A 21675-nucleotide genomic window follows, 5' to 3' on the forward strand; every position below is an offset into this window, starting at 1 on the left:
CGGAGATTCCTGCCGGAATTCCGCTCCTTGTGTCGTTTTCAGTCGCGCCCGACGCCGCTTTCCAGGAAGAAAATGGGCACAAAGCACAAAATCGTATACAGCAGCACGCGAATCGGACGCGCATCAGTCGGAACAAAGACATAGCACAGATACGCCATCAGCAGCATGCAGATGAGCGCCGCGCCGATGCCGATGACTGCGCCGACAGCCGACAGCCGGTTCTGTCCCTGCGCGGTCGAAACGCAGTCGGCAAACGGTACCAGACCGTCGCGCAGCATGATGCCGCACAGCGTGCCGCCCGCCACATAGCGCGGGCTGCGCAGCGCACGGTCGGTCTCCAGCTCCGGCAGCAGGACTGTGCCCTCATGCAGACCATACAGTCGTTCCACCAGCTGCGGCGTAACCTGATGGTTGCGCGTATGCAGCAGAATGCGGATATGGCGTTCGGTCAGCACCTGCATGGCATTGAACAGCACCGCCGGAACCTGATAGTCCACAGCCAGCACTGCGGCGACCTCGCCCTCCACGGCGAGAACCAGACCATTTTCCGGCACCTCGCCCGCCAGAATGCCGCGCTCCGCCATAAAGTCCACGCCGCCGAGCAGGATCTCCAGACCGCCGATCTGGCCGCTGATCCCGCCGCCGGTATAGCGCACGACATGGTGTGCCACGAGCGGTGCGCCATAGCGGGCGCGCACCTCCTCTGCGAGCATATGCCCGAGGGAGGAATCGCCTGCAAGCGCTGCCGCATACGCCAGTGCAGTCGCGTCATTCAGCTGGCTGCGCAGCTCCAGCCGCTCCAGTGCGACTGAGCCCGCCGGGAACAGGTCATCATCTGTCAGCACGACCGCCTCCGCAGCGGACAGTGCCGACGCACCGCGCATCCCATCCAGTGCCGTGCCGCCCTTCATCATATGGCGTGCCGCATTGCAGCGCCCCATCGACACCGCCGACAGCAGCGCGACCTGGCATGCACCGGTCATCGTCGCCGCCAGCACATAGATCAGGCGTCCGGCATCTCCGGTGGACACACAGACAATTCCGGACAGCACAATCGATATCACAACTGCCAGAACCATCAGAATGCTCTCCAGCTGCCTGCCGCGGTCAGGCTGCACGGTTTGTCGGACAAACGGCGCCGTATCCGCCATCCGCGTTTTGACAATGTGCTTCAGGTCTCCATCCCGGCAGTAAATGCCGACCGGCTGCGGGGTACTTACCGCGACCTTATAGACATAATGCCGTGTGCGCGCATCGGACACACGCGCGCGCATCTGGGCAAACAGTGCCAGCATGGCCGCACAGGTATACGGCATTTCCTCTCCATCCCAGATCAGGCGGACAATACAGTGTACCAAATTGAGCACCAGTGCCAAATCCACCAGTGTGGAAAAATTCGGGCTGAGATGTACGACAGACAATATGCCGTCTTTGATGACGTCAAACGCCGCCACCATGGCAACCAGCTGCAATACAATAAGCGAAATCAGCACCACTCTGGGGCTGTCCACATAATCCATCGAAGCGGGCAGCGGCAGTGAAAAATCCGCCGCGCAGGAGAGATAAACTGCGATGACGGTGAGCACAGCCACCACGATGGAGCGTTGTGCCTGTACCCGGGCGCGCTGCTTCCAGCTGCCCGCCGCCTTGCGCAAATCACGTGGTACCTCTTCCTTCGGCCAAACAGCCCGCTTGTTCGCAGGCTTCCGACTTGCAGACACCTGTGCCGCTTTGCGGCGCACCTGTGGTTCCGGCTGCTCTGCCGGTTCTGCCTGCTCGGGCATATCCGGAATTTCCGGCAGAGGCTCCTGTGGCTGCTCCACCGGTTCCGGCTCCGCTGTTTCTTCCGGCTCTGTCCGTTCTTCTTCCCGGTCGGCCGGCTCCGTTTCCGGTGTACCGTCCGACCCATCGTTAAAAACCGCGCCGCTTCCTTCTTCGCTCTGTTCCTGCTCCAGCAGGGCACGCAGCTCGCCTGCCGCATCAATGGCAGACGGTTCCGTGTCCTCCGGGGCTTCTTCCTCTTCCGGTTCCTCCTGCTTCGGAGCAGGATGCCGTGCTTCCATATAAGCGCGATGGCGTTCCATAATCCATTCGCGCTGTCGCGCAACCTCACGCTGCATAACCGGGCCTTCCCGCCGCAGCTCTTCGAGTGCGGGGGCTGTTTTGCACAGTTCTTCCAGCGGCAGCCCCAGCCATTCGGGATCAGGCTCCGGCTTCGGGCGTTTTTTCACCTTCGATGCCGGTTTTACAGCAGCCTTTGCTGCGGATGCCGGTTTCTCCGTTTTTGCTTCTGTATCTGTGGCTTTCGTTTCCAGCTCCGCTTCCGCATCAAACAGCTCCGGCTCATGTGCCTGCGGTTCCCTTTTTCCCCTCACGGGAATATCAACATATACGGTGGTTTCCTCTTCCGGGAATTCTTCCAATGAGAGCTTCTGCGGTTTCGATTCAGACGGCTCCGGCGGCATGCCGCCCTCGCGCAGAATCTGTTCAAAGCTGGTAATCGGCTCTTCCGGTTCCTGCTCTACGCCGGACAGGAATTCCGCCAGCTCCTCTTCGCTGATAACCGGAATATCCTCCGGCTGCGGGCGCCGCGGCGGCTCCGGTGTTTCCTCCGTCGCACCGACGGCTTCTTCCTGTGCCATTGCCTCTGCAAAGGCCGCCACACCGGCATCTTCCGGTTCCTCCTGCGGCTCTTGTTGCGGTTCGTCCTCGATTTCATCCGGTTCCGGCTCGAAATAAACTTCCTCCGGTGCGGTGATGTTCTCCGGCTCCTCTGCTTTCCAGTTGTCCGGTGCAGCCTCTTCCTCCGGAAGTTCAACCGTCTCGGCATCTTCCGGTTCTGTTTTTGGCGTTTCCGGTTGTTCGTCCGGCTCGGCTTCTTCAACCGGTTCCGGCTCGACGTCTTCCAGTACCTGCGTTTCCTGTTCGTCTACCGGCTCGAACACCTCGGTCGGTTCTGCATCAGAAGGTTGTTCTTCTGCATCTTCGTCCGCGTCGGTTTCATCGTCTTCGTCGTCCGCGTCATCATCGTCCGCGCCGAACCACTTCGACCAGAAGCCTTTCTTTTCCGGCTTTTCCTCCGGTTCTTCGTCCGGCTCGGCTTCTTCAACCGGTTCCGGCTCGACGTCTTCCAGCACCTGCGTTTCCTGTTCGTCTACCGGTTCGAACACCTTGGTCGGTTCCGCATCAGAAGGTTGTTCTTCTGCATCTTCGTCCGCGTCGGTTTCATCGTCTTCGTCGTCCGCGTCATCATCGTCCGCGCCGAACCACTTCGACCAGAAGCCTTTCTTTTCCGGCTTTTCCTCCGGTTCTTCGTCCGGCTCGGCTTCTTCAACCGGTTCCGGCGCGACGTCTTCCAGCACCTGCGTTGCCTGTTCGTCTACCGGCTCGAACACCTCGGTCGGTTCTGCATCAGAAGGTTGTTCTTCTGCATCTTCGTCCGCGTCGGTTTCATCGTCTTCGTCGTCCGCGCCGAACCACTTCGACCAGAAGCCCTTCTTTTCCGGCTTTTCCTCCGGTTCTTCGTCCGGCTCGGCTTCTTCAACCGGTTCCGGCTCGACGTCTTCCAGTACCTGCGTTTCCTGTTCGTCTACCGGCTCGAACACCTCGGTCGGTTCTGCATCAGAAGGTTGTTCTTCTGCATCTTCGTCCGCGTCGGTTTCATCGTCTTCGTCGTCCGCGTCATTATCGTCCGCGCCGAACCACTTCGACCAGAAGCCCTTCTTTTCCGGCTTTTCCTCCGGTTCTGTTTTGGGCGCTTCCGGTTGTTCGTCCGGCTGAGCTTCTTCAACCGGTTCCGGCTCGACGTCTTCCAGCACCTGCGTTTCCTGTTCGTCTACCGGTTCGAACACCTCGGTCGGTTCTGCATCAGAAGGTTGTTCTTCTGCATCTTCGTCCGCGTCGGTTTCATCGTCTTCGTCGTCCGCGTCATTATCGTCCGCGCCGAACCACTTCGACCAGAAGCCCTTCTTTTCCGGCTTTTCCTCCGGTTCTGTTTTGGGCGCTTCCGGTTGTTCGTCCGGCTGAGCTTCTTCAACCGGTTCCGGCTCGACGTCTTCCAGCACCTGCGTTTCCTGTTCGTCTACCGGTTCGAACACCTCGGTCGGTTCTGCATCAGAAGGTTGTTCTTCTGCATCTTCGTCCGCGTCGGTTTCATCGTCTTCGTCGTCCGCGCCGAACCACTTCGACCAGAAGCCCTTCTTTTCCGGCTTTTCCTCCGGTTCTTCGTCCGGCTCGGCTTCTTCAACCGGTTCCGGCTCGACGTCTTCCAGTACCTGCGTGCGTCCAACCGCAGAGGTAAACAACTCCGCATCGTTTGCTATCGTTTCCGGCATTTCCCAATGCACGGTGGATTCCGCATCGATATGTACCGTCTGTTCCTCCTCCGGTTCCGTCGTCTCCGATTCATAGGACGGTGCTTCGTCCGGTTCCGTCTGCGATACCGGAGGATTGTCAAACAGACGCGCCATCAAATCCGGCTCCTCCTCCGGTTCTTCCAGCATTTCCGTGCGCGGGTCAATAAATTCTGTCTGTGTATGTCCTTCCGGTTTGGAAAATACCATATCGACCGGATCCTGTTCAATCTGTCCGAGCTGGTTAAACAGCCGGGCAAAAACATCCTCCTGTTCCTCCAGCGGGTCAGGCTGTTCCGGTTCACCCTGCGCATCGGCTGCAAGCTCATTCTGCTGGTCAATGACATCCTGTGTCTGCTCCGCCGCACGAAACAGGGCAGAAAGGTCTTCTGTTTCCGGCAGCTTCGGCATCTCATCCTCTGTAACAGGGGCAGCATGTCCGGTTGCTTTTGTCTGTACTGGGGCAGCGGGCTGCGGTTCATCCACACGAATGCCAAAGCGCTGCATCAGCTGTTCCAGTGATTCCTTATCCTGTTCCGGCTCAGATGCACCGGCTTCCCGCATGATATCTTCAACATCATACCGGCTGCCGCCGGAAACATCATCCAGTTCCTGTTTTAATTTTTCCAGATCCAGATCATCCATGACGTTCCTCCCCAAGCCGCTGCCGGACTGCCTCATACAGCAGCACCGCGGCGGCGGCGGATGCATTGAGTGAATTTACCTTGCCCTTCATCGGGATGCTCACGATAAAATCACATTTATCATGTACAATGCGGCTCAGACCATTGCCCTCCGAACCGATGACAATTGCCGCTGCACCTGCAAAATCCGCTTCATACAGCTGCTTGTCACCGCCTGCATCTGCACCGAACACCCACACGCCATTTTCCTTGAGTTCATCAATGGCAGCGGCAAGATTGGTAACACGCGCCACACCGATGTGTTCAATTGCTCCGGCAGATGCCTTTGCAGCAGTTGCCGTCAGGCCGACCGAACGGCGTTTCGGAATAACCACACCGTGGGCACCTGCGGTTTCGGCTGAGCGGATGACTGCACCCAGATTATGTGGGTCAGTCAGGCCGTCACACACCAAAATCAGCGGCTGTTCCCCGCGGTCGCGTGCGACCTGCAAAATATCATCTATCGATACATATTCATGTGCCGCCGCCTGTGCGATGACGCCCTGATGCACGCCGGTTTCGCTCATCGCGTCCAGTTTGCGCCGGTCAACCTGTGTGACAACTGCACCGGACTTTTTTGCCAGGGCAATGATATCCGCCATGCGCCCATTCTGGTCAGGTGCGACGAACAATTTATCCACGGTCCTGCCTGCGCGAAGCAGCTCCATGACCGCATTTCTGCCCTCATACAGCGTGGTTTCACGTTCTTCCTCACGCGCCGGGCGTTTCTGATAAGTTTTCTTGTTTTTTTGGCTCATGCGATCTTCTCCATACCGTCAATTTCAGATGATATCAGTATAACACAAATCCGCTGTGCCTGACAGCAAAAAAACAAAGTTCCTTGCGGTTTCCGGTATTTTCCGCGGGAATGTCGAACGGGCACGAAAAAAGCGGGTGCAATCCATGCGCCTGCCTGTCCGCCGGTTCAGCTGTCATATTCGTAGATTCGATGGATTTCGCCCTCGCGCATGCGCTCTTTGCAATCTGTTTGAAGATTGTGCTCATTTTTCATCCGCCCCGACAGTGTACCATATTTTTCCGCACAAAAAACCGGCTTCCCGTTTGCTGGGAAGCCGGATCAAGCGATGTAGAAAAAATCAATCGAAGAACTTGTCGTGTACGGCACGGACAGCGCGCTGTGCGTCCTCCTCATCAATCAGGACGGAAATCTTGATTTCAGAGGTGGAAATCATGCGGATGTTGATCTGTGCATTGGACAGTGCCTCGAACATCTTCGCAGCAACGCCGGAGTTGGATGCCATACCTGCGCCGACGATGGAGACCTTTGCAATCTTGGACTCATAGGTGATGCTGTCGCAATGCAGCTTGTCCTTGTTCTCCTCGAGCAGACGGACAGTCTCATCCAGCTGGCCTCTGGATACAGTGAAGCTGATATCCTTGGTGTTGTTGCGTCCGATGGACTGAAGGATAATGTCAATGTTGATCTTGTTCTTTGCCAGCAGGGAGAACAGACGGAATGCCTTCCCCGGCTCATCCGGCAGGCCCATAACGGCAATGCGGGCTACGTCCTTATCGCAGGCAACACCGCTGATAATCATCTTTTCCACAGAAGTAACCTCCTTGACTTTGGTTCCGGGATTTCTCGTGAGGCTGGAGACAACCTCAAGGTCAATGTTGTATTTCTTCGCCATTTCAACCGAACGGTTGTGCAGAACCTGTGCGCCCAGCGTCGCAAGCTCCAGCATTTCGTCGTATGTGATTTCATCGAGCTTCTTTGCGCCCGGAACAACACGCGGGTCAGCGGTATATACGCCGTCAACGTCGGTATAAATCTGGCACAGATCTGCATGCAGTGCTGCCGCAATCGCAACAGCTGTCGTGTCCGAACCGCCGCGGCCGAGCGTCGTAATGCTGTCGTGGCTGTTGATGCCCTGGAAACCTGCGACGATAACAATGCGGTTTCTGTCGAGCAGGCTCTGGATACGCTCCGGTCTGACGGTGCGGATGCGGGACGAGCCATAGTTCAGGTCGGTCTTGATGCCAGCCTGCCAGCCGGTCAGGCTGGTTGCATGGAAGCCGAGCTTATTGATCGCCATTGCCAGCAGAGCCATGGAAATCTGTTCGCCTGCGCTCAGCAGGACATCCATTTCACGTGCCGGCGGGTTATCTGTGATTTCTGCGGCCTTTTCAATGAAATCATCGGTGGTGTCGCCCTGTGCGGATACGACAACAACAACCTGATTTCCAGCCTGTGCCGTCTTGGTTACAATATCGGCAACATTGAAAATACGCTCGGTGTTCGCAACCGACGTACCGCCGAATTTCTGCACAATTAAAGCCATGTGCTGTGTTCCTCCTATCGGTTTTCCCGCGCCGCGCGCGGGTCGGGATTCTATAGAACGCTGTGTGCGTTGCATACCTCTGCCATACACACAGGGTTTCTGACAAATGAAATTATTCCGTCTGTGTGACGGTTGCGCCGACCTCATCACATGCCAGCAGCACCGGTGTCCAGTCAGGGAAACGGTCGGCAAAATACATGCAGGCACGGCTGTAATAGGTTTTATCCTCCTTGTCGACCATCGTAATGATGGTCGGGCCTGCACCGGACAGGAATGCGCCGAGGGCGCCCAGTCCCTTTGCACTGCGCACAACCTCTTCGCCGTTCGGAATCAGGCCGAAGCGATACGGCTGATGCAGGCAGTCGCCGACCGCAACACGCAGGTTATGCAGGTCACCTGTGACCAGCGAGCCGGTCAGCAGTGCCGCACGCGACAGATTGAAGACGGCGTCGTGATGCGGGATGGTTTTGGGCAGCGCGCCGCGCGCCTTTTCGGTGGACAGCTCAAAGTTCGGGATGAATGCGACAAAATCCACTTTGTCCGCAATCGGGACGCGCACGCTCCACACCTTGCCATATTCCAGCAATGCGGTACAAAAGCCGCCGAGAATGGCCGGCGTAGAGTTGTCCGGATGTCCTTCGATGGCTGCCGCGAGATCAATGATGTTTTCCTGATGCAGCGGGCCGCCGAGCAGTGCATTGGCACCCAGCAATCCGGCAACCGTGCAGGCAGAGGAGGAACCGAGTCCGCGTGTCTGCGGAATGCTGCAATCCTCAATCAGCCGCAGGCCGGGCATCGGCTTGCCGCAGATGTCATAAACGCGCTTGGCGCACTGGTAAACCAGATTGGTCTCATCATTCGGAATGCGTTCGCCTCCCGTGGCGGAAATGTCGATGCAGTCGCATTCCTCCATAGAAAAGCGGTTATAGAGATTGAGCGCAATGCCAATCGAATCGAAGCCCGGGCCCATATTTGCGCTCGTTGCGGGGACAGTTACAGTAATCATCAGCAGGTTACAGCAGGCGCATGCAGCCGGTTACCGAACCGAGTGCCGCAGCCTTCTCCTTCATTTCTGCCGTTGTGCATTCTGCCGTGATGCAGGCAGCCTCTTCGCCGGTCTTTGCGGCCTTGAGCATATCGCAGCCCGGGAAGGTATCAATCAGGCGCTTTGCCGCATCTGCACCCTCCAGGCGGACATACCAGCGGGATGCAAAGCTGTCCAGCGGGCGCACCAGGTTTTTGCTGCCATCGCCCCAGCTGACCATGCGGCGGTGCTCATTGTGGCGGGCACAGTCGATGATATCCGCGACAACAGCGGAAGCGGTTGCCAGCTTACCGGCACCCTGTCCATAGAACATGGCATCACCCAGCATGTCGCCGGTGATGAGAATCGCATTGAATACGTCATCGACATCCGCCAGCGGGCTCTTTTTGGAGACCAGATGCGGTGCGACAAAGGCATAAATGCTGCCGTCCTCATTGAGTACGGCACGGCCGAGCAGCTTGACCACGCAATCCGCCTGTGCGGCATAGCTGACATCCTCCAGCGTAATTTTGGAAATGCCTTCGGTCTCGACATATTCCGGATGGATGTGGTCGCCATAGGCGATGTCGGACAGAATGCAGATTTTGCGGCAGGCGTCAATGCCGTCTACATCCGCTGCCGGATTTGCCTCGGCATAGCCCTTCTCCTGCGCTTCCTTCAGCGCGGTTTCAAAGGTCAGGCCCGCGTCAATCATACGGGTCAGGATGTAGTTGGTTGTGCCGTTGAGAATGCCGGTGACATGCGTCATATGGTTTGCCGTCAGGCATTGCAGCATCGGGCGGATGATCGGGATACCGCCGCCGACAGATGCCTCAAACATATAATTGACGCCGCTCTCCTTTGCAATATTGAGCAGCTCCGCGCCATGCGTGGCGACGAGCTCCTTGTTGGAGGTGACAACATGCTTTCCGGCAAGCAGGCAGCGCTTGGTAAATTCATATGCTGCGCCCTTGCCGCCCATTGTCTCCGCGACAATGCTGACCTCCGGGTCATTTTCAATGATAGAAAAATCCTTGATAAATTTCTCCTGATGCGGTGCATCCGGGAAATCCCTCAGATCGAGGATATATTTTACTTCAATGGCATCCCGCGCATTTTTGGCAACTACGTCCGCATTGCGGTCGAGCACCTCATATACGCCGGAACCCACTGTGCCGAATCCCATAATTGCGGCCTTAAACATCGTGGTTTTCCTCCTTTTTTGTCAACAGACGGTCACTCTCTTGCCAGAATCTCCATGCGGGCGACACCGGAAATCGACATAATTTCTGCCATCAGCTGTTCGACCGAACGATCCATGCCGCCGGTGCGCGCGGCGATGGTCACGGCAGCCTGCCCGTTGACGGGGATGGACTGGTTGATGGTCAGGATATTCGCCCCCGAACGGGCAAATACCGACAGAATGCCGGACAGCACGCCTGCCCGGTCAGAAACCATCAGACTGAACGTGATGATGCTCTGTGTTGCCGCTTCAAACAGCGGCTTGATGCCGTCCTTATATTTATAATATGCGCTGCGGCTGAGTCCGACCTTCTGGGTGGCTTCGCCGACGGTGCGGATCTCCCCGCTTTGCAGACAGCGGTTTGCCTGCGCGACCTTGAGAAATACCTCCGGCAGCAGGGATGCTTCCACAATATAATATTTCGGCTGCTGTTCCAATTGCCTGCGGCTCCTTTCGTGACGGGTTTCACTCCGCCGTGTCTTTCTCTGAAAAACATTTGTTTTTGTGCAGCAACGATATCATACCACAAAAGACGAAGGCATTGCAACCCTTTTTCCCGTAAAAAGTCGATGTTTTTTGGAGAAATCACGACAGAATGTACTTTCCGGGAACAATTTCTGATTTCCCGCACACGGTATGAAACCGGCTCCCTACGCCGGAGCGGAAGGAGCCGTCTGTTTTTATGCTGTTATTTCTTTTTCCATTCCACATACCGCAGGGGCCGCGGAAAAGTCCGCACCTCCCCCCCCTCGGCGCAAAAAAACGCGCCGCAGAAGTTCCCTCCCGCAGCGCGTTCCTGTCCGTTTTTTATTGACTTACAGCTTTGCAATCTTATCGCATGCCTTCGACAGATCAGGCAGCTGTGCGTCCTCCAGCGTACCGGCATCGCAGGCGGCAGCCAGTGCCGGGTCAATCGGCAGCTTTGCCAGGACATCCAGCTTGTGCTCCTGTGCGATTTCTTCCACATGGCTCTCGCCGAAGACAGAAATCTTTTTGCCACAGTCCGGGCACTGAATATAGCTGTAGTTTTCAATGATGCCGAGAATCGGGATCTCCATCATTTCCGCCATCTTGACCGCCTTGGTGACAACCTGAGAAACCAGCTCCTGTGGGGAAGTCATGACAACAATGCCATCGACCGGCAGGGACTGGAACACCGTCAGCGGAACATCGCCCGTTCCGGGAGGCATATCGACAAACATATAGTCAATGTCCTTCCAGATGATATCCGTCCAGAACTGCTGTACTGCACCGGCGATGATCGGCCCGCGCCAGATGACCGGGTCGCTCGCGTTTTCCATCAGCAGGTTGATCGAACAGACATCAATACCGGTTTTGGTCGCCATCGGGAACACGCCCTCTTCGGTCGCACCCAGCGTACCGGTCAGGCCAAAGCCCTTCGGGATGGACGGTCCAGTGATATCCGCGTCAAGAATCGCGCAGTGTGCGCCGCGGCGCTGCATGGCAATCGCCAGCATGGACGTACACAAGCTCTTGCCGACACCGCCCTTGCCGCTGACAACGCCGATCACCTTGCGGATGCTGGACAGCGGATGCGGAGCCTTGAGCAGGGACTCCGGCTCGCCGCAGCTTCCGCCGCAGCTCTCGCAGTCATGATTACAGCCCATAATAGTCAACTCCTTTTCGTTATGCCGCCGTTTGTTCAAAAAAGCGGCTGTGAACTTCCATAATACTATGTGCCGTAATATTATACCACATTCGTCCGCATTTGCAAGACGGCGTGCAGGAATCCTGTCCAATATAGGCTCCATCTTTTAGCTGCATAAAAAACGAGACGGCCAAAGCCGTCTCGAAAAAAGTCTAACTTTGAGGGGTCACCTTATATCCGGTCGCCTTTTCATTTCATCCTCTATGGTTCTGCGGAGGATTCTATGCCTAAAATATCATGAAAATATTTCAGTGTTGGATATCGATACCGTCTGGAAAACTCTCTCGGATGCAGGAGTTGTGTTCCTTTCATGTGATTGACATAATCATCTATATACTTACTCATCTGATTGACAATCTTCACAATGTTGGTTCGTGTTTCCTTATATTCGTCATTATCAACCAGAGCCGCCGAGTTATCTATGTATTCCAGCTTTTGTATCAAAACAAGTTTTGTATAATCCAGCCCCGACCGCGTTGATTTTGAACGCTGCGTACCAGAAAACAAAAATGCATGATTATGATGAATAGAAGAACGAAATGGAATGCTGATGATATAATCTTCGTGCGTATCGATTAAGAGGCATGCATATGGCCTCGCATGTTTGTGCATAAACTCCGGATATAAAGACGAAGGGTAATCATCCACAAATTGTTGGGATAATAAACGAACATCTACATCAAATTCCATTTTTTGACACTTCCTGATACAAAAAACGAGAGAGCCGAGAAATCAGCTCTCTCGCACTTGTCTTCGCCCGGTCAATTTTTATTTTACCGACGAGTCAGAACCGTCACTCGTCATCTTCGCGCGGTCAGTTTTTATTTTACCGACGAGTCAGAACCGTCACTCGTCATCTTCTGGCGAAGGAAGTTTTTCAACCTCTTTTGTATTATTATTATATGATGAATTCTCAAAAAAATCAATAGCTTTAAAAGTTTTTCCATTTGATTGCACGCATTCTCACTTGCCAAACCGCCCGGTTTTGGGGTATGCTAAAAGCTGCCAAAAAAAATCTGATCGAAAGGACGCGATATCCCTTGACCGATTCCCACGGACGCACCCGCTCCACCCGCGAGCTGCTGCGCCGCTTTGTCCCGTATTTCCGGCCGTATCTGCCGGTTCTGATTTTTGACCTGTTCTGCGCCGCCCTCACGACCATCTGTGAGCTCGCACTGCCGGTCATTGTCCGCTATGTCACCAACCTCGCGCAGTACAACCTGTCCGCACTCACAGTTTCTGTCATCGTGCGCATCGGCCTGCTGTATCTCGTGCTGCGCATCATCGACACCGCAGGTGCTTATTTCATGGCGAACATCGGCCATGTCATGGGCGCGCGCATTGAAACCGACATGCGCCGTGAATTATTTGCACACCTGCAAACGCTTTCCTTCCGGTACTATGCCAACGCAAAGGTCGGACAGCTGATGGCGCGCATCACCTCTGACCTGTTTGATGTCACGGAATTTGCCCATCACTGCCCGGAGGAATTTTTCATTGCGGGCGTCAAAATCGCCGTATCCTTTGTCATCCTGCTGTCGGTCAACGTCCCGCTGACGCTGGTTACCTTTGCCGTGCTGCCGATTATGCTGCTGTGCTGCTACAAATTCAACCGCAGAATGCGCGAAACCTTTAAGGAATCGCGCTGGCAGGTCGGTGAAATCAATGCACAGGTTGAGGATTCCCTGCTCGGCATCCGCGTCGTCAAATCGTTCGCGCAGGAGGAAACCGAGCAGCAGAAATTTGACGAGGGCAACCGCCGCTGGCTGGCATTGAAAAAACTTAATTATTTCTGGATGGGCGGTTTTCAGGCGACAACCCGCGGTTTTGACGGCCTGATGAACCTCGTCGTGCTGGTCTGCGGCAGTCTGTTCCTGCTGCGCGGTGCGATTGTCCCCGGCGACTTTGTCGCTTATCTGCTGTATGTTCAGACACTGCTGACCTCCATCCGCCGCATTGTCGAATTTGCCGAGCAGTTCCAGCGCGGCATGACCGGCATTGACCGCTTTCTCGAAATCATGGACGAACAGCCGGATATCACCGATTCCCCCCATGCCATCCCATGCGAGCACGTGCGCGGTGAAATCGACTTCGACGATGTATCGTTCTCCTATGAAGACGATGCAGGCGAAGTGCTCGGACACATCAACCTGCATGTCGATGCCGGACAGAACATCGCAATTGTCGGTCCATCCGGCGGCGGAAAAACTACTCTTTGTAATTTAATCCCGAGATTTTACGATGTGACAAGTGGTTCCGTCCGTCTGGACGGCACGGATGTGCGCGACCTCCAGCTGCATTCCCTGCGTTCCCACATCGGCGTTGTACAGCAGGACAACTATCTGTTCTCCGGTACAGTACTGCACAACATCGAATATGGCCGTCCGGGCGCCTCGCGTGAGGATATCATCCGCGCGGCAAAGCTCGCGGGCGCACATGAATTTATCTCCGCCCTGCCGAATGGCTATGACACATTTATCGGTGAGCGCGGCGTCAAGCTCTCCGGCGGACAGAAGCAGCGCATCTCCATCGCGCGCGTATTCCTCAAGGATCCTCCGGTTCTCATCCTCGACGAAGCCACCAGCGCGCTCGACAACGAGAGCGAACGCATTGTTCAGCAATCACTTGATACACTCGCACGCGGGCGCACTGTGTTCACCATTGCGCACCGCCTGACCACCATCCGCGGCGCAGACCGTATTCTTGTGCTGACTGCCGACGGCATCGCCGAACAGGGTACCCATGACGAACTGATTGCAAAAGGTGGTATCTACAAAGAACTATATAGCATGTATTCTGATATGCGGTGAACATTCCCGCACTGCACCCTTCGCTTCGGCGAAGGGTGTTTTTGATTGCGCCCAGTTTCCTGCACATCTGGAAATTTCTGCATGATTTTATTCGTTATTTTGTCCAAAAAATCACAAAGAATTTTGTATAAAACGGCGAACAAAATTCATTCAAAACCTGTTCAACTTTGCGCTATCCAAATGCAGTACGGTGTGCTACAATCTCAATGCATAAAAAAGGGTCATGCAATCGCATACATTTTTCACACAAACTAAGGGAGATATACCATCATGATGACAGATATGACCAAGGGGTCACCATTCAAAATTCTGCTGAAATTTGTCCTTCCGATGCTGTTGAGCATGGTATTTCAGCAGATGTACAATCTGGCAGACAGTGTCATTGCCGGACGGTATCTGGGTGTCGATGCACTGGCGGCAACCGGTGCGGCGTACCCGATTACCGTACTGTTTCTCGCCGTTGCCACCGGCGCCAGTCTCGGCAGCTCGGTTGTCATTTCTCAGCTGTTTGGCGCACATGACCATGTGCGCATGCGCGCAGCAGTCAACACCGCAGTCATCACGCTCATTACACTGTCGCTGGTGCTGACAGTTGCCGGACAGATCGCCTGCCCGGCACTGATGTCCTTCATCAACACGCCGAAGGATATCTTTGAGCCGACCATGGTTTACCTGCGCATTTATATCGCAGGCCTGCTGTTCCTGTTCCTCTATAATACGGCGACGGCCATTTTCAACGGCCTCGGCGACAGCCGCACGCCGCTGTATTTCCTCGCTTTTTCCACGACATTCAATGTCATTCTCGATGTTCTGTTTGTCACTACATTTGATATGGGCATTGCAGGTGTCGGCTGGGCAACCCTGATCGCACAGGGTCTGTCCTCCATTCTGGCAATCCTCACACTGGTGCGCCGCCTGTCCCGCATCAAGACCGAGCGCAAGCCGGCGCGCTTTGACACGCATCTGCTGCGCCGCATGAGTCTGATTGCCATTCCGTCCATCTGCCAGCAGTCGTTTGTCTCAATCGGCGTATTTTTTGTACAGGGCCTCGTCAATTCGCTCGGGCCGTTTACCGTCGCAGGCTTTTCTGCCGCGCTCAAGGTCAGCACCTTTGCGCTGATGGTGATGAACTCGCTGCCGAATGCACTGTCCAGCTATGCGGCACAGAACATCGGCGCACAGGATATCCCGCGCGTGCGTCAGGGTATCCGCGCCTGCGTCCTCATGTCTGAGATCATTATTTGCAGTATCATCGCGCTGTTCTTCTTCGCCGGAGATCAGATTCTCGGTCTGTTTATGGGCAGCGATGCCAACGGCTCCGTCATCAACATCGGCGTACAATATCTGCTGATTGTCGCACCGTTCTATCCGCTGGTCGGCGTCAAAAACTGCTGTGACAGCGTCCTGCGCGGCGGCGGTGCCATGGGGCCGTTTATGGTCACCACGCTGGCTGACCTCGTACTGCGCGTCGTACTCGCCTATGCACTGATGCCGATCTGCGGCTTCGCTGGCATCTGTTATGCCTATCCGCTCGGCTGGATCATCGGCACTTCTATTTCCATTATCTTTTACATTTCCAACATCTGGATTCCGAAATATATGCGTCAGGCCAAACAGCAGGGCTTTGTCCTCCATCCGATCTGCCGTGCGGAGGAGGAACAGAAGCAGCAGACACATCGTCTGCATCTGCCCTTCGCAGTCCGGCACTGATTTCAAATATAAATCCGCAGGCAATGTGCCTGCGGATTTTTCTGCCCCAAAACAGAGAATGCTTCACTTTTTCCAGTTTTTCTTTTCCAGTTCCGCACGCAGCTGGCGCATCGATTCGGCAAAACGGCGGCTGCTCGCGGACGGATGTGCCTTCAGGATGGCACGGTTAAAGTAACGGTTCTGATGCTCCAGTCGGCGCATAAATTCCAGGCGCAGCAGTTCTGCGCGCTCCTCCTGTGCCTTCTGACGGCGGCGATTGTCCTCACGGATATCCTCGCCCAGCTCCTCCAGCCGGTCACGCGCTTCTGCACGGGCCAGCTCAAGCTGAACACGCGCTTCCTCCAGCTGCATGCGCACGCGTTCCATTTCCTCGAGCACATGACGCAGGTTAAATGCAGCACGGAACGAAACAATGACATCGCTGACAAAGACACAGCTGATGACAATGACCACGATGAGCAAGGCAAGGTGCGGCAGGCGTTCCACCCAGCGCCCGATCGGCGGATGAATGAAATGGATGAGCAGCAGGGAGAGAAAGCCCCATGCAATCGACGATTGCAGGCAGATATACCCATTGATATTGCCCTTTTTGCCGGTATAATCCCAGTATCGCATTTTAAACAGCAGTTCCATGACATATCCGGTAATATATTCCAGAAGAGTGGGGAAGACAACGCCGAGTACAAATACGGCAAATGAATTCTCCTTCACCGGCAGACAGACAAGCAGAATGCAGAGCGCACCGGAACCGTAAATCGGCAGCAGCGGCGCGCGCAGGAAGCCACGGTTGACCCAATGGTGCTCCAGCAGGGAAACATAGGCGGATTCAAAGCACCAGCCAAAAAAGCAGTAGATATAAAACAGCAGCATCCACTGCTCCAATGAATAGATGTGCATATCACACCTCCTTTATATTGACACAGTATAGCGGATTTTGTCGAATGATGCAACAACTGCCGGGAAATATGCTATACTAAAAGATAAGATATATTTCGATGTATGCATAGGAGGAATTTGCTATGAAAACTGCACTGGTTACCGGTGCATCGTCCGGAATCGGGCGTGAAATTGCCCGTGAGCTGAGCCGCCGCGGCTGGCGGCTGCTGCTGGTTGCGCGCCGCCGCGACCGCCTGGAAGAGCTTGCAAAACAGCTGGGCACGCCCTGCCGCCTGTATGTCTGTGATATTTCCCGCGAAGAAAACTGTTACTGGCTGCATGAACGCGCCAAGGAGCAGGACGTCACGCTGCTGGTGAACGGCGCAGGCTTCGGCTTATATGGCAAATTCGCGGAGACAGATCTCGACCGGGAACTGGAAATGATCGACGTCAACATCAAGGCGGTGCATATCCTGACCAAGCTGTTCCTGCGCGATTTCATGCAGAAAAACGAAGGCCGTATCCTGAACATCGCATCCTCTGCCGGATTCCTGCCCGGCCCGCTGCTGTCCACATACTATGCGACCAAGAATTATGTGGTACGCCTGAGCGAGGCAATTTATGAAGAGCTGCGCGAAGCGGGCAGCCCGGTCACCATCAGCTGCCTGTGTCCCGGCCCGGTAGAGACCGAGTTCAATCAGGTTGCAGGGGCAAACAGTGCCGCAAAGGGCATCTCCTGCGAACAGGTGGCAAAGCAGGCGGTCGAGCAGACGCTCACCGGAAAGCTGCTGATTTTCCCCGGCAAAATGGTTCGTCTGGGCGCCGCCGCATCACGCCTTGTCCCGGACAAGCCACTCCTGCGCATTGTGCGCAGCTTTCAGGAGAAAAAGGGGTGATTCCCGCCCCCTGAAAAACAAATAGAGATGCGCCCATGAAAAGAGCTCCCTTCCAATGGCAGGTACTCATAAAACAGCAAATCCTCCATATGAACGCAATCATACGGAGGATTTTGTTATGCTTGGTTTGAAAATTTGCCGGCGGTAACCCCTCAAGGGCGATATCCGCTTTAGCGGTGCAACGGGGTGCAGCCACCCAGGCAGAAGCTCGTGATACAACATTTCTGGTCTGTCAATTTTCTTCCGCTGACAGAGAATTCCGCTCCGCAGAATGCACGATACTTCCGACAGGAGCGTATGGAAAAGCGCCCTTCGGGCTTGTGCAGCAAAGCTGCTACGCCCCCTTTGGAGGGCAATCGTTATTTGCAGGAAATCCCCATGATTCGTGATAAGTCCGGACCATGTCAGGCATTATCGCTGGTTTCCAAAATTACACAGCTGCATTGCCACGCCGTCTGACATGATTTGGAAACCAAACCGCTCATAAAATGCGGCATTTTTGCTTTCCTCCGGCATGATCTCAATGTAGAGATAATCTTTATATTTTTCCTTAACCATTTCCATCATGGCACTGGCGACACCCTGCCCGTGGTAGGCTGGGTCAACCAGAACATAGTGCATATAAGCAACCAGTTCGCTGTCATCAAGCAGCCTTGCCAGTCCAATGAGCCGATCTCCATCCCAGGCTGTGATAACCGTAGATGAATGCATCAGGGCCTTATAGAGCCGAGAAGGGTATTGACCAGACACCCATCCCACGGACAGAAACAGCCGTTGAATGGCATCCTGCGTGAATTTCTTTTCCTCTGTATATGTGATTTTCATTCCGTCGTTTTCCCCCGGTGATCGCATTTCTGACACTGCACCATAGTCGTGCCGGTATCTTCTTTATAAAAGAGTCCTGCCCACTGGCAGATGCTCTGCAAAATCGGAACCACAGACTGCCCCTTTTCTGAGAGGGAGTATTCCACCCTGGGAGGAATCTCATCGTAGGACTTCCTCAGAACGATCCCGTTGGCAATCAACCCCTTCAGCGTGGAAGCCAGCACTGCATCCGTAATATTTCCCATTTCCTTCCGCAGCTCGCTGTAGCGCAGTGTCCCCAAAGTTGCCAGCACGCAGATGATTCGGGAGTTCCACTTTCCGCCAAACAGCTCCATGCCATATTCCAGAGGACAGCGGATGTCTTTGTCCCGTTTTCTTTGATACGCCATGCATCTTTCGCCCTTTCTTGATGGAATTCCGTATCATTTTACCGTAAAAACTACGCAGCCGCAAGTTACTATGGAATTTAATAGTAGTGATGTTCCAAAGGCGTTTCCCAGAGGGAGCCTGCCTGTGGCAAAGCGATACGCATTTCCCACAACCGCTACACTTGGTAGGATCCACGGTACGGACCCATCCCGACAGCATATAGATTGCCCGAACGGGACAGACTGCAATACAGGCGCCGCAGCCAATATATTTTGTGAAATGTATTGGAGCTTTCGGGTATTTTTTTCAGTTTGATTGAGGCCCCCTAAAAATGCAGTCGCGGATGCGGTGATTCCCGCATCCGCGGCAAAAGGCTCACAGGACTTTCTTGTTATCTGCGCCGGGAGTGGTGACGATTACCTTTTCGGGGGTGATGATTAGTGCACCCTTGGCAGTGGCAGCGCCGTTGAACATCTGCTCCACCATAGTCTTGAAAGTTTCCACGACCTCGCCTTCGGTGACATACCGGGCAGTGCCCTTGATCTGATATCCCTCCAGATTCTGGGCATCGTAGACGGAAATAGCAATCCTTCCGCCGTTTGCCTCAAGATTTTTCAGAGTAGTCTCTAAAAACACATCGCCCACTACCAGCTTGCCGTCATCGGTCACATCCTTGAAAGCAACGGGCACCACGTTGGGTTCTCCATTGGCGCAGGTAGCCAGATCCCACATGCCGGACTTCAGCAGCTTTACAACATGAACATTCAGCATTGACAATTCATCCATAACAGTATTTGCTTGCTTCAGCATACTCATTATAGGGAATTGACTCATAGCGGACAAGATATTAGCAAGTTTATGAGTTACTTATTCATTCCATAGTAAGGGACAAACAGCAAAAATACCTGGCGATCTCATTGCACAGCCGTCAATGGAGAGGAGCTTTGCTGCGTTAGTCGGCTTTTTTGAACACAAAGAACCGCTGTCCAATGTAGTTGAGCGCCACAAAGAAGCACATGCCTGCCAGCATGGCGACATTTTCCTGTATGCTCTGTGTCGCGCCGGACAGCACCCAGCGCACCAGCGGTCTGGCAACGCCATAGGCACACAGATAACAGACCGTGATATTCGCGGCAAACCGTGCAATTTCCTTCAAATGGCTGCCCTGGCTGCGGAACGTAACTGTCCGATTGAGGAAATAGCTCAGGATGCTGCCAAAAAAGTAATTGGACGCGGAGGAAATCCAGTAGCTCAGGTGAAGGACATTGTAAAAGACAAACATAATCGCAGTTCCAAACAGCGTGTTGACAATGCCCACCAGAATGAATTTCCAGAATGTTTTATCAAAAAATTTCTGAAGCATGGCGGTCTCCTGTCTCATGACTCGGGATCCTCCCCGCAGGTGTCCGCAATGATATACCGCGGCCTGCCCTTGATTTCGTCATAAATGCGGGCAATATAATAGCCGATGATGCCGAGGCTTATCATGATAATGCTGCTGGAAAACAGCTGGATCAGGATCACCGTCGTGAAGCCCTCGAGGGCCTGTCCCATAAATTTCTGTACCAGTGCAATACCGCCGAGCACGACGGAGATCACCAGCATCACAACGCCCAGCGCAGTAATCAGCTGCATCGGCGCGGTGGAAAAGGAGGAAATATTGCTCACCGCATATTTGACCAGCGCTTTGGTCGACCATTTGGATTCCCCCGCCTCACGCTCCTGTACATCGAATGAAATACTCGTGGTTTTGAAGCCGATCCATGACGACAGCGCGCGGAAAAACGCATTGCGTTCCTGCATATTGATGAGCACATTGACCGCCTTGCGGTCGAGCAGCTTGAAATCGGATGCGCTCGACATATCGAACCCGGTCGCCCGGCTGATGAGCGCATAAAACCACTTTGCTGCCCAGGCATGTGCCGCACTTTCCGTGCCGCGGCTGCTCTTCTGACCCTCGACGACCTCATAGCCCTGCTGCCACAGCGCATACATCTCGAGTATTTTCTCCGGCGGATGCTGCAAATCACAGTCGATGACAACACAACAATCGCCGCGTGCCTGTGCCAGTCCCGCCATAATGGCCGCTTCCTTGCCGAAATTGCGCGAAAAATGTACGCCGCGCACATGGCTGCCGTGCTGTGCCGCCTCGGAAAGCCTGCGCCATGTGCTGTCGGACGAGCCATCGTCCACAAAAATCAGCTCATACGGAATGTCCGCGCCCTGCAACACAGAGCCGATGACAGCTGCGGCTTTTTCTATCATCTGTTCTTCATTGTACGCAGGGATAACGACAGACAGCAATCCTTGCACCGTTTCAGCCTCCTCCACAGTCCTGCACTGCCGCAGGACTTTTTTTCGTCTTTTCGATGGATTTCGGGCATGTTCGCCCCATATCCAGTAGAGTACCACAAATCCCCCGTTTTTTCCACACCCTGTACATCAAACCGTCGCGAAAAAGGCATGACCACAGGGTCATGCCTTTTGCAACTGTATCAAAGCCTTACAGCCGTTCGTCGTCGTACAGGGCGCCGGCTTTTTCGTAATGCGTGACGCGGGAAATGCCGTTGTTGTCATCGACAAAGACAACCTTCGGCTTGTGCGTCTTCGCTTCCTCCGGTGTTACATCCGCATATGCCATGAGGATGATGCGGTCGCCTTCGGAGACACAGCGCGCTGCCGCGCCGTTCAGGCAGATCATGCCGCTGCCCGGCTCGCCTGCGATGGTATAAGTTTCAAAGCGGCTGCCGTTGTTGACATCTACAATCTGTACCTTTTCGTACTCGTAAATGCCGGCTGCATCCAGCAGCTCGCTGTCAACCGTGATGGAGCCGACATAGTTCAGCTCCGCCTGCTTGACAACCGCGCGGTGAATTTTGCTTTTGAGCATCTGGATAGTCATGTACGTCCTCCGT

General features: G+C 54.5%; 18 protein-coding genes and 1 pseudogene. 3 read left to right on the plus strand and 16 right to left on the minus strand.

The genetic code is table 11. The annotated features are described in order from the left end of the window. Positions 1 to 38 precede the first annotated feature (38 nt). The 8 genes from CBW42_RS00855 to tenpIN all read right to left on the minus strand — a co-directional run bounded on the left by CBW42_RS00855 (position 39) and on the right by tenpIN (position 11964). A complete protein-coding gene (locus tag CBW42_RS00855; RefSeq protein WP_087016809.1) occupies positions 39 to 4997 on the minus strand; it encodes a hypothetical protein in 4959 nt (1652 codons plus the stop codon). Beyond that, positions 4990 to 5793, minus strand: coding sequence for a 23S rRNA (guanosine(2251)-2'-O)-methyltransferase RlmB (gene rlmB, locus CBW42_RS00860; protein ID WP_087016811.1), 804 nt, complete (start codon positions 5791 to 5793; stop codon positions 4990 to 4992). Before rlmB ends, CBW42_RS00855 begins: the two co-directional genes overlap by 8 nt. A gap of 339 nt (positions 5794 to 6132) precedes the next feature. After that, the gene (locus tag CBW42_RS00870) at positions 6133 to 7338 is read right to left on the minus strand and encodes an aspartate kinase (RefSeq protein ID WP_087016815.1); all 1206 of its coding nucleotides are present in this window, start codon (positions 7336 to 7338) and stop codon (positions 6133 to 6135) included. Positions 7339 to 7450: 112 nt separating this feature from the next. Beyond that, complete coding sequence (thrB, locus tag CBW42_RS00875) at positions 7451 to 8344, minus strand: homoserine kinase (RefSeq protein WP_242969749.1); 894 nt, start codon at positions 8342 to 8344, stop codon at positions 7451 to 7453. Between the two features lie 7 nt (positions 8345 to 8351). After that, complete coding sequence (locus CBW42_RS00880) at positions 8352 to 9566, minus strand: homoserine dehydrogenase (protein WP_087016819.1); 1215 nt, start codon at positions 9564 to 9566, stop codon at positions 8352 to 8354. 32 nt (positions 9567 to 9598) lie between these two features. Continuing rightward, positions 9599 to 10042: an ACT domain-containing protein gene (locus tag CBW42_RS00885; protein WP_087016821.1), complete on the minus strand. Its 444-nt coding sequence runs from the start codon at positions 10040 to 10042 to the stop codon at positions 9599 to 9601. Positions 10043 to 10420: 378 nt separating this feature from the next. Continuing rightward, on the minus strand, positions 10421 to 11233 hold the full coding sequence (locus CBW42_RS00890; RefSeq protein WP_087016823.1) for an Mrp/NBP35 family ATP-binding protein: 813 nt from the start codon (positions 11231 to 11233) through the stop codon (positions 10421 to 10423). A 242-nt stretch (positions 11234 to 11475) separates the two neighbouring features. Continuing rightward, complete coding sequence (tenpIN, locus tag CBW42_RS00895) at positions 11476 to 11964, minus strand: type III toxin-antitoxin system TenpIN family toxin (RefSeq protein ID WP_087016825.1); 489 nt, start codon at positions 11962 to 11964, stop codon at positions 11476 to 11478. Between the two features lie 350 nt (positions 11965 to 12314). Between tenpIN and CBW42_RS00900 the strand changes: the two genes are divergently transcribed. Together CBW42_RS00900 and CBW42_RS00905 are read left to right on the plus strand one after the other, a co-directional pair. Continuing rightward, the gene (locus CBW42_RS00900) at positions 12315 to 14084 is read left to right on the plus strand and encodes an ABC transporter ATP-binding protein (protein ID WP_242969750.1); all 1770 of its coding nucleotides are present in this window, start codon (positions 12315 to 12317) and stop codon (positions 14082 to 14084) included. Between the two features lie 270 nt (positions 14085 to 14354). Further along, a complete protein-coding gene (locus CBW42_RS00905) occupies positions 14355 to 15794 on the plus strand; it encodes an MATE family efflux transporter (RefSeq protein ID WP_242969751.1) in 1440 nt (479 codons plus the stop codon). Positions 15795 to 15857: 63 nt separating this feature from the next. On the opposite strand, the gene CBW42_RS00910 is transcribed toward CBW42_RS00905, so the two are convergent. Next, positions 15858 to 16691 carry a putative ABC transporter permease gene (locus tag CBW42_RS00910; RefSeq protein ID WP_087016829.1) on the minus strand — a complete coding sequence of 278 codons (834 nt, stop codon included), beginning with the start codon at positions 16689 to 16691 and terminating at the stop codon, positions 15858 to 15860. 122 nt (positions 16692 to 16813) lie between these two features. On the opposite strand from CBW42_RS00910, the gene CBW42_RS00915 reads away from it, so the two are divergent. Further along, on the plus strand, positions 16814 to 17566 hold the full coding sequence (locus tag CBW42_RS00915) for an SDR family NAD(P)-dependent oxidoreductase (RefSeq protein ID WP_087016831.1): 753 nt from the start codon (positions 16814 to 16816) through the stop codon (positions 17564 to 17566). Between the two features lie 411 nt (positions 17567 to 17977). Here CBW42_RS00915 and CBW42_RS00920 read toward each other — a convergent pair whose 3' ends face one another. From CBW42_RS00920 to panD, 7 genes and pseudogenes are all read right to left on the minus strand, one after another. Then, positions 17978 to 18391 carry a GNAT family N-acetyltransferase gene (locus tag CBW42_RS00920; RefSeq protein ID WP_087016833.1) on the minus strand — a complete coding sequence of 138 codons (414 nt, stop codon included), beginning with the start codon at positions 18389 to 18391 and terminating at the stop codon, positions 17978 to 17980. Then, positions 18388 to 18780, minus strand: a complete 393-nt coding sequence (locus tag CBW42_RS00925; protein WP_087016835.1) for a winged helix-turn-helix transcriptional regulator — start codon at positions 18778 to 18780, stop codon at positions 18388 to 18390. Before CBW42_RS00925 ends, CBW42_RS00920 begins: the two co-directional genes overlap by 4 nt. A gap of 124 nt (positions 18781 to 18904) precedes the next feature. After that, positions 18905 to 19045: pseudogene (locus CBW42_RS15125) on the minus strand (4Fe-4S binding protein); the annotation flags it as partial. A 90-nt stretch (positions 19046 to 19135) separates the two neighbouring features. Beyond that, positions 19136 to 19531, minus strand: coding sequence for a pyridoxamine 5'-phosphate oxidase family protein (locus CBW42_RS00930; protein ID WP_087016991.1), 396 nt, complete (start codon positions 19529 to 19531; stop codon positions 19136 to 19138). A 181-nt stretch (positions 19532 to 19712) separates the two neighbouring features. Further along, on the minus strand, positions 19713 to 20141 hold the full coding sequence (locus CBW42_RS00935; protein ID WP_242969752.1) for a GtrA family protein: 429 nt from the start codon (positions 20139 to 20141) through the stop codon (positions 19713 to 19715). Then, positions 20138 to 21073, minus strand: a complete 936-nt coding sequence (locus CBW42_RS00940; protein WP_087016837.1) for a glycosyltransferase family 2 protein — start codon at positions 21071 to 21073, stop codon at positions 20138 to 20140. Before CBW42_RS00940 ends, CBW42_RS00935 begins: the two co-directional genes overlap by 4 nt. Positions 21074 to 21263: 190 nt before the next feature. Next, positions 21264 to 21662, minus strand: a complete 399-nt coding sequence (panD, locus tag CBW42_RS00945; protein ID WP_087016839.1) for an aspartate 1-decarboxylase — start codon at positions 21660 to 21662, stop codon at positions 21264 to 21266. Positions 21663 to 21675 lie beyond the last annotated feature (13 nt).

This window comes from Butyricicoccus porcorum (assembly GCF_002157465.1).
Classification (GTDB): domain Bacteria; phylum Bacillota; class Clostridia; order Oscillospirales; family Butyricicoccaceae; genus Butyricicoccus_A; species Butyricicoccus_A porcorum.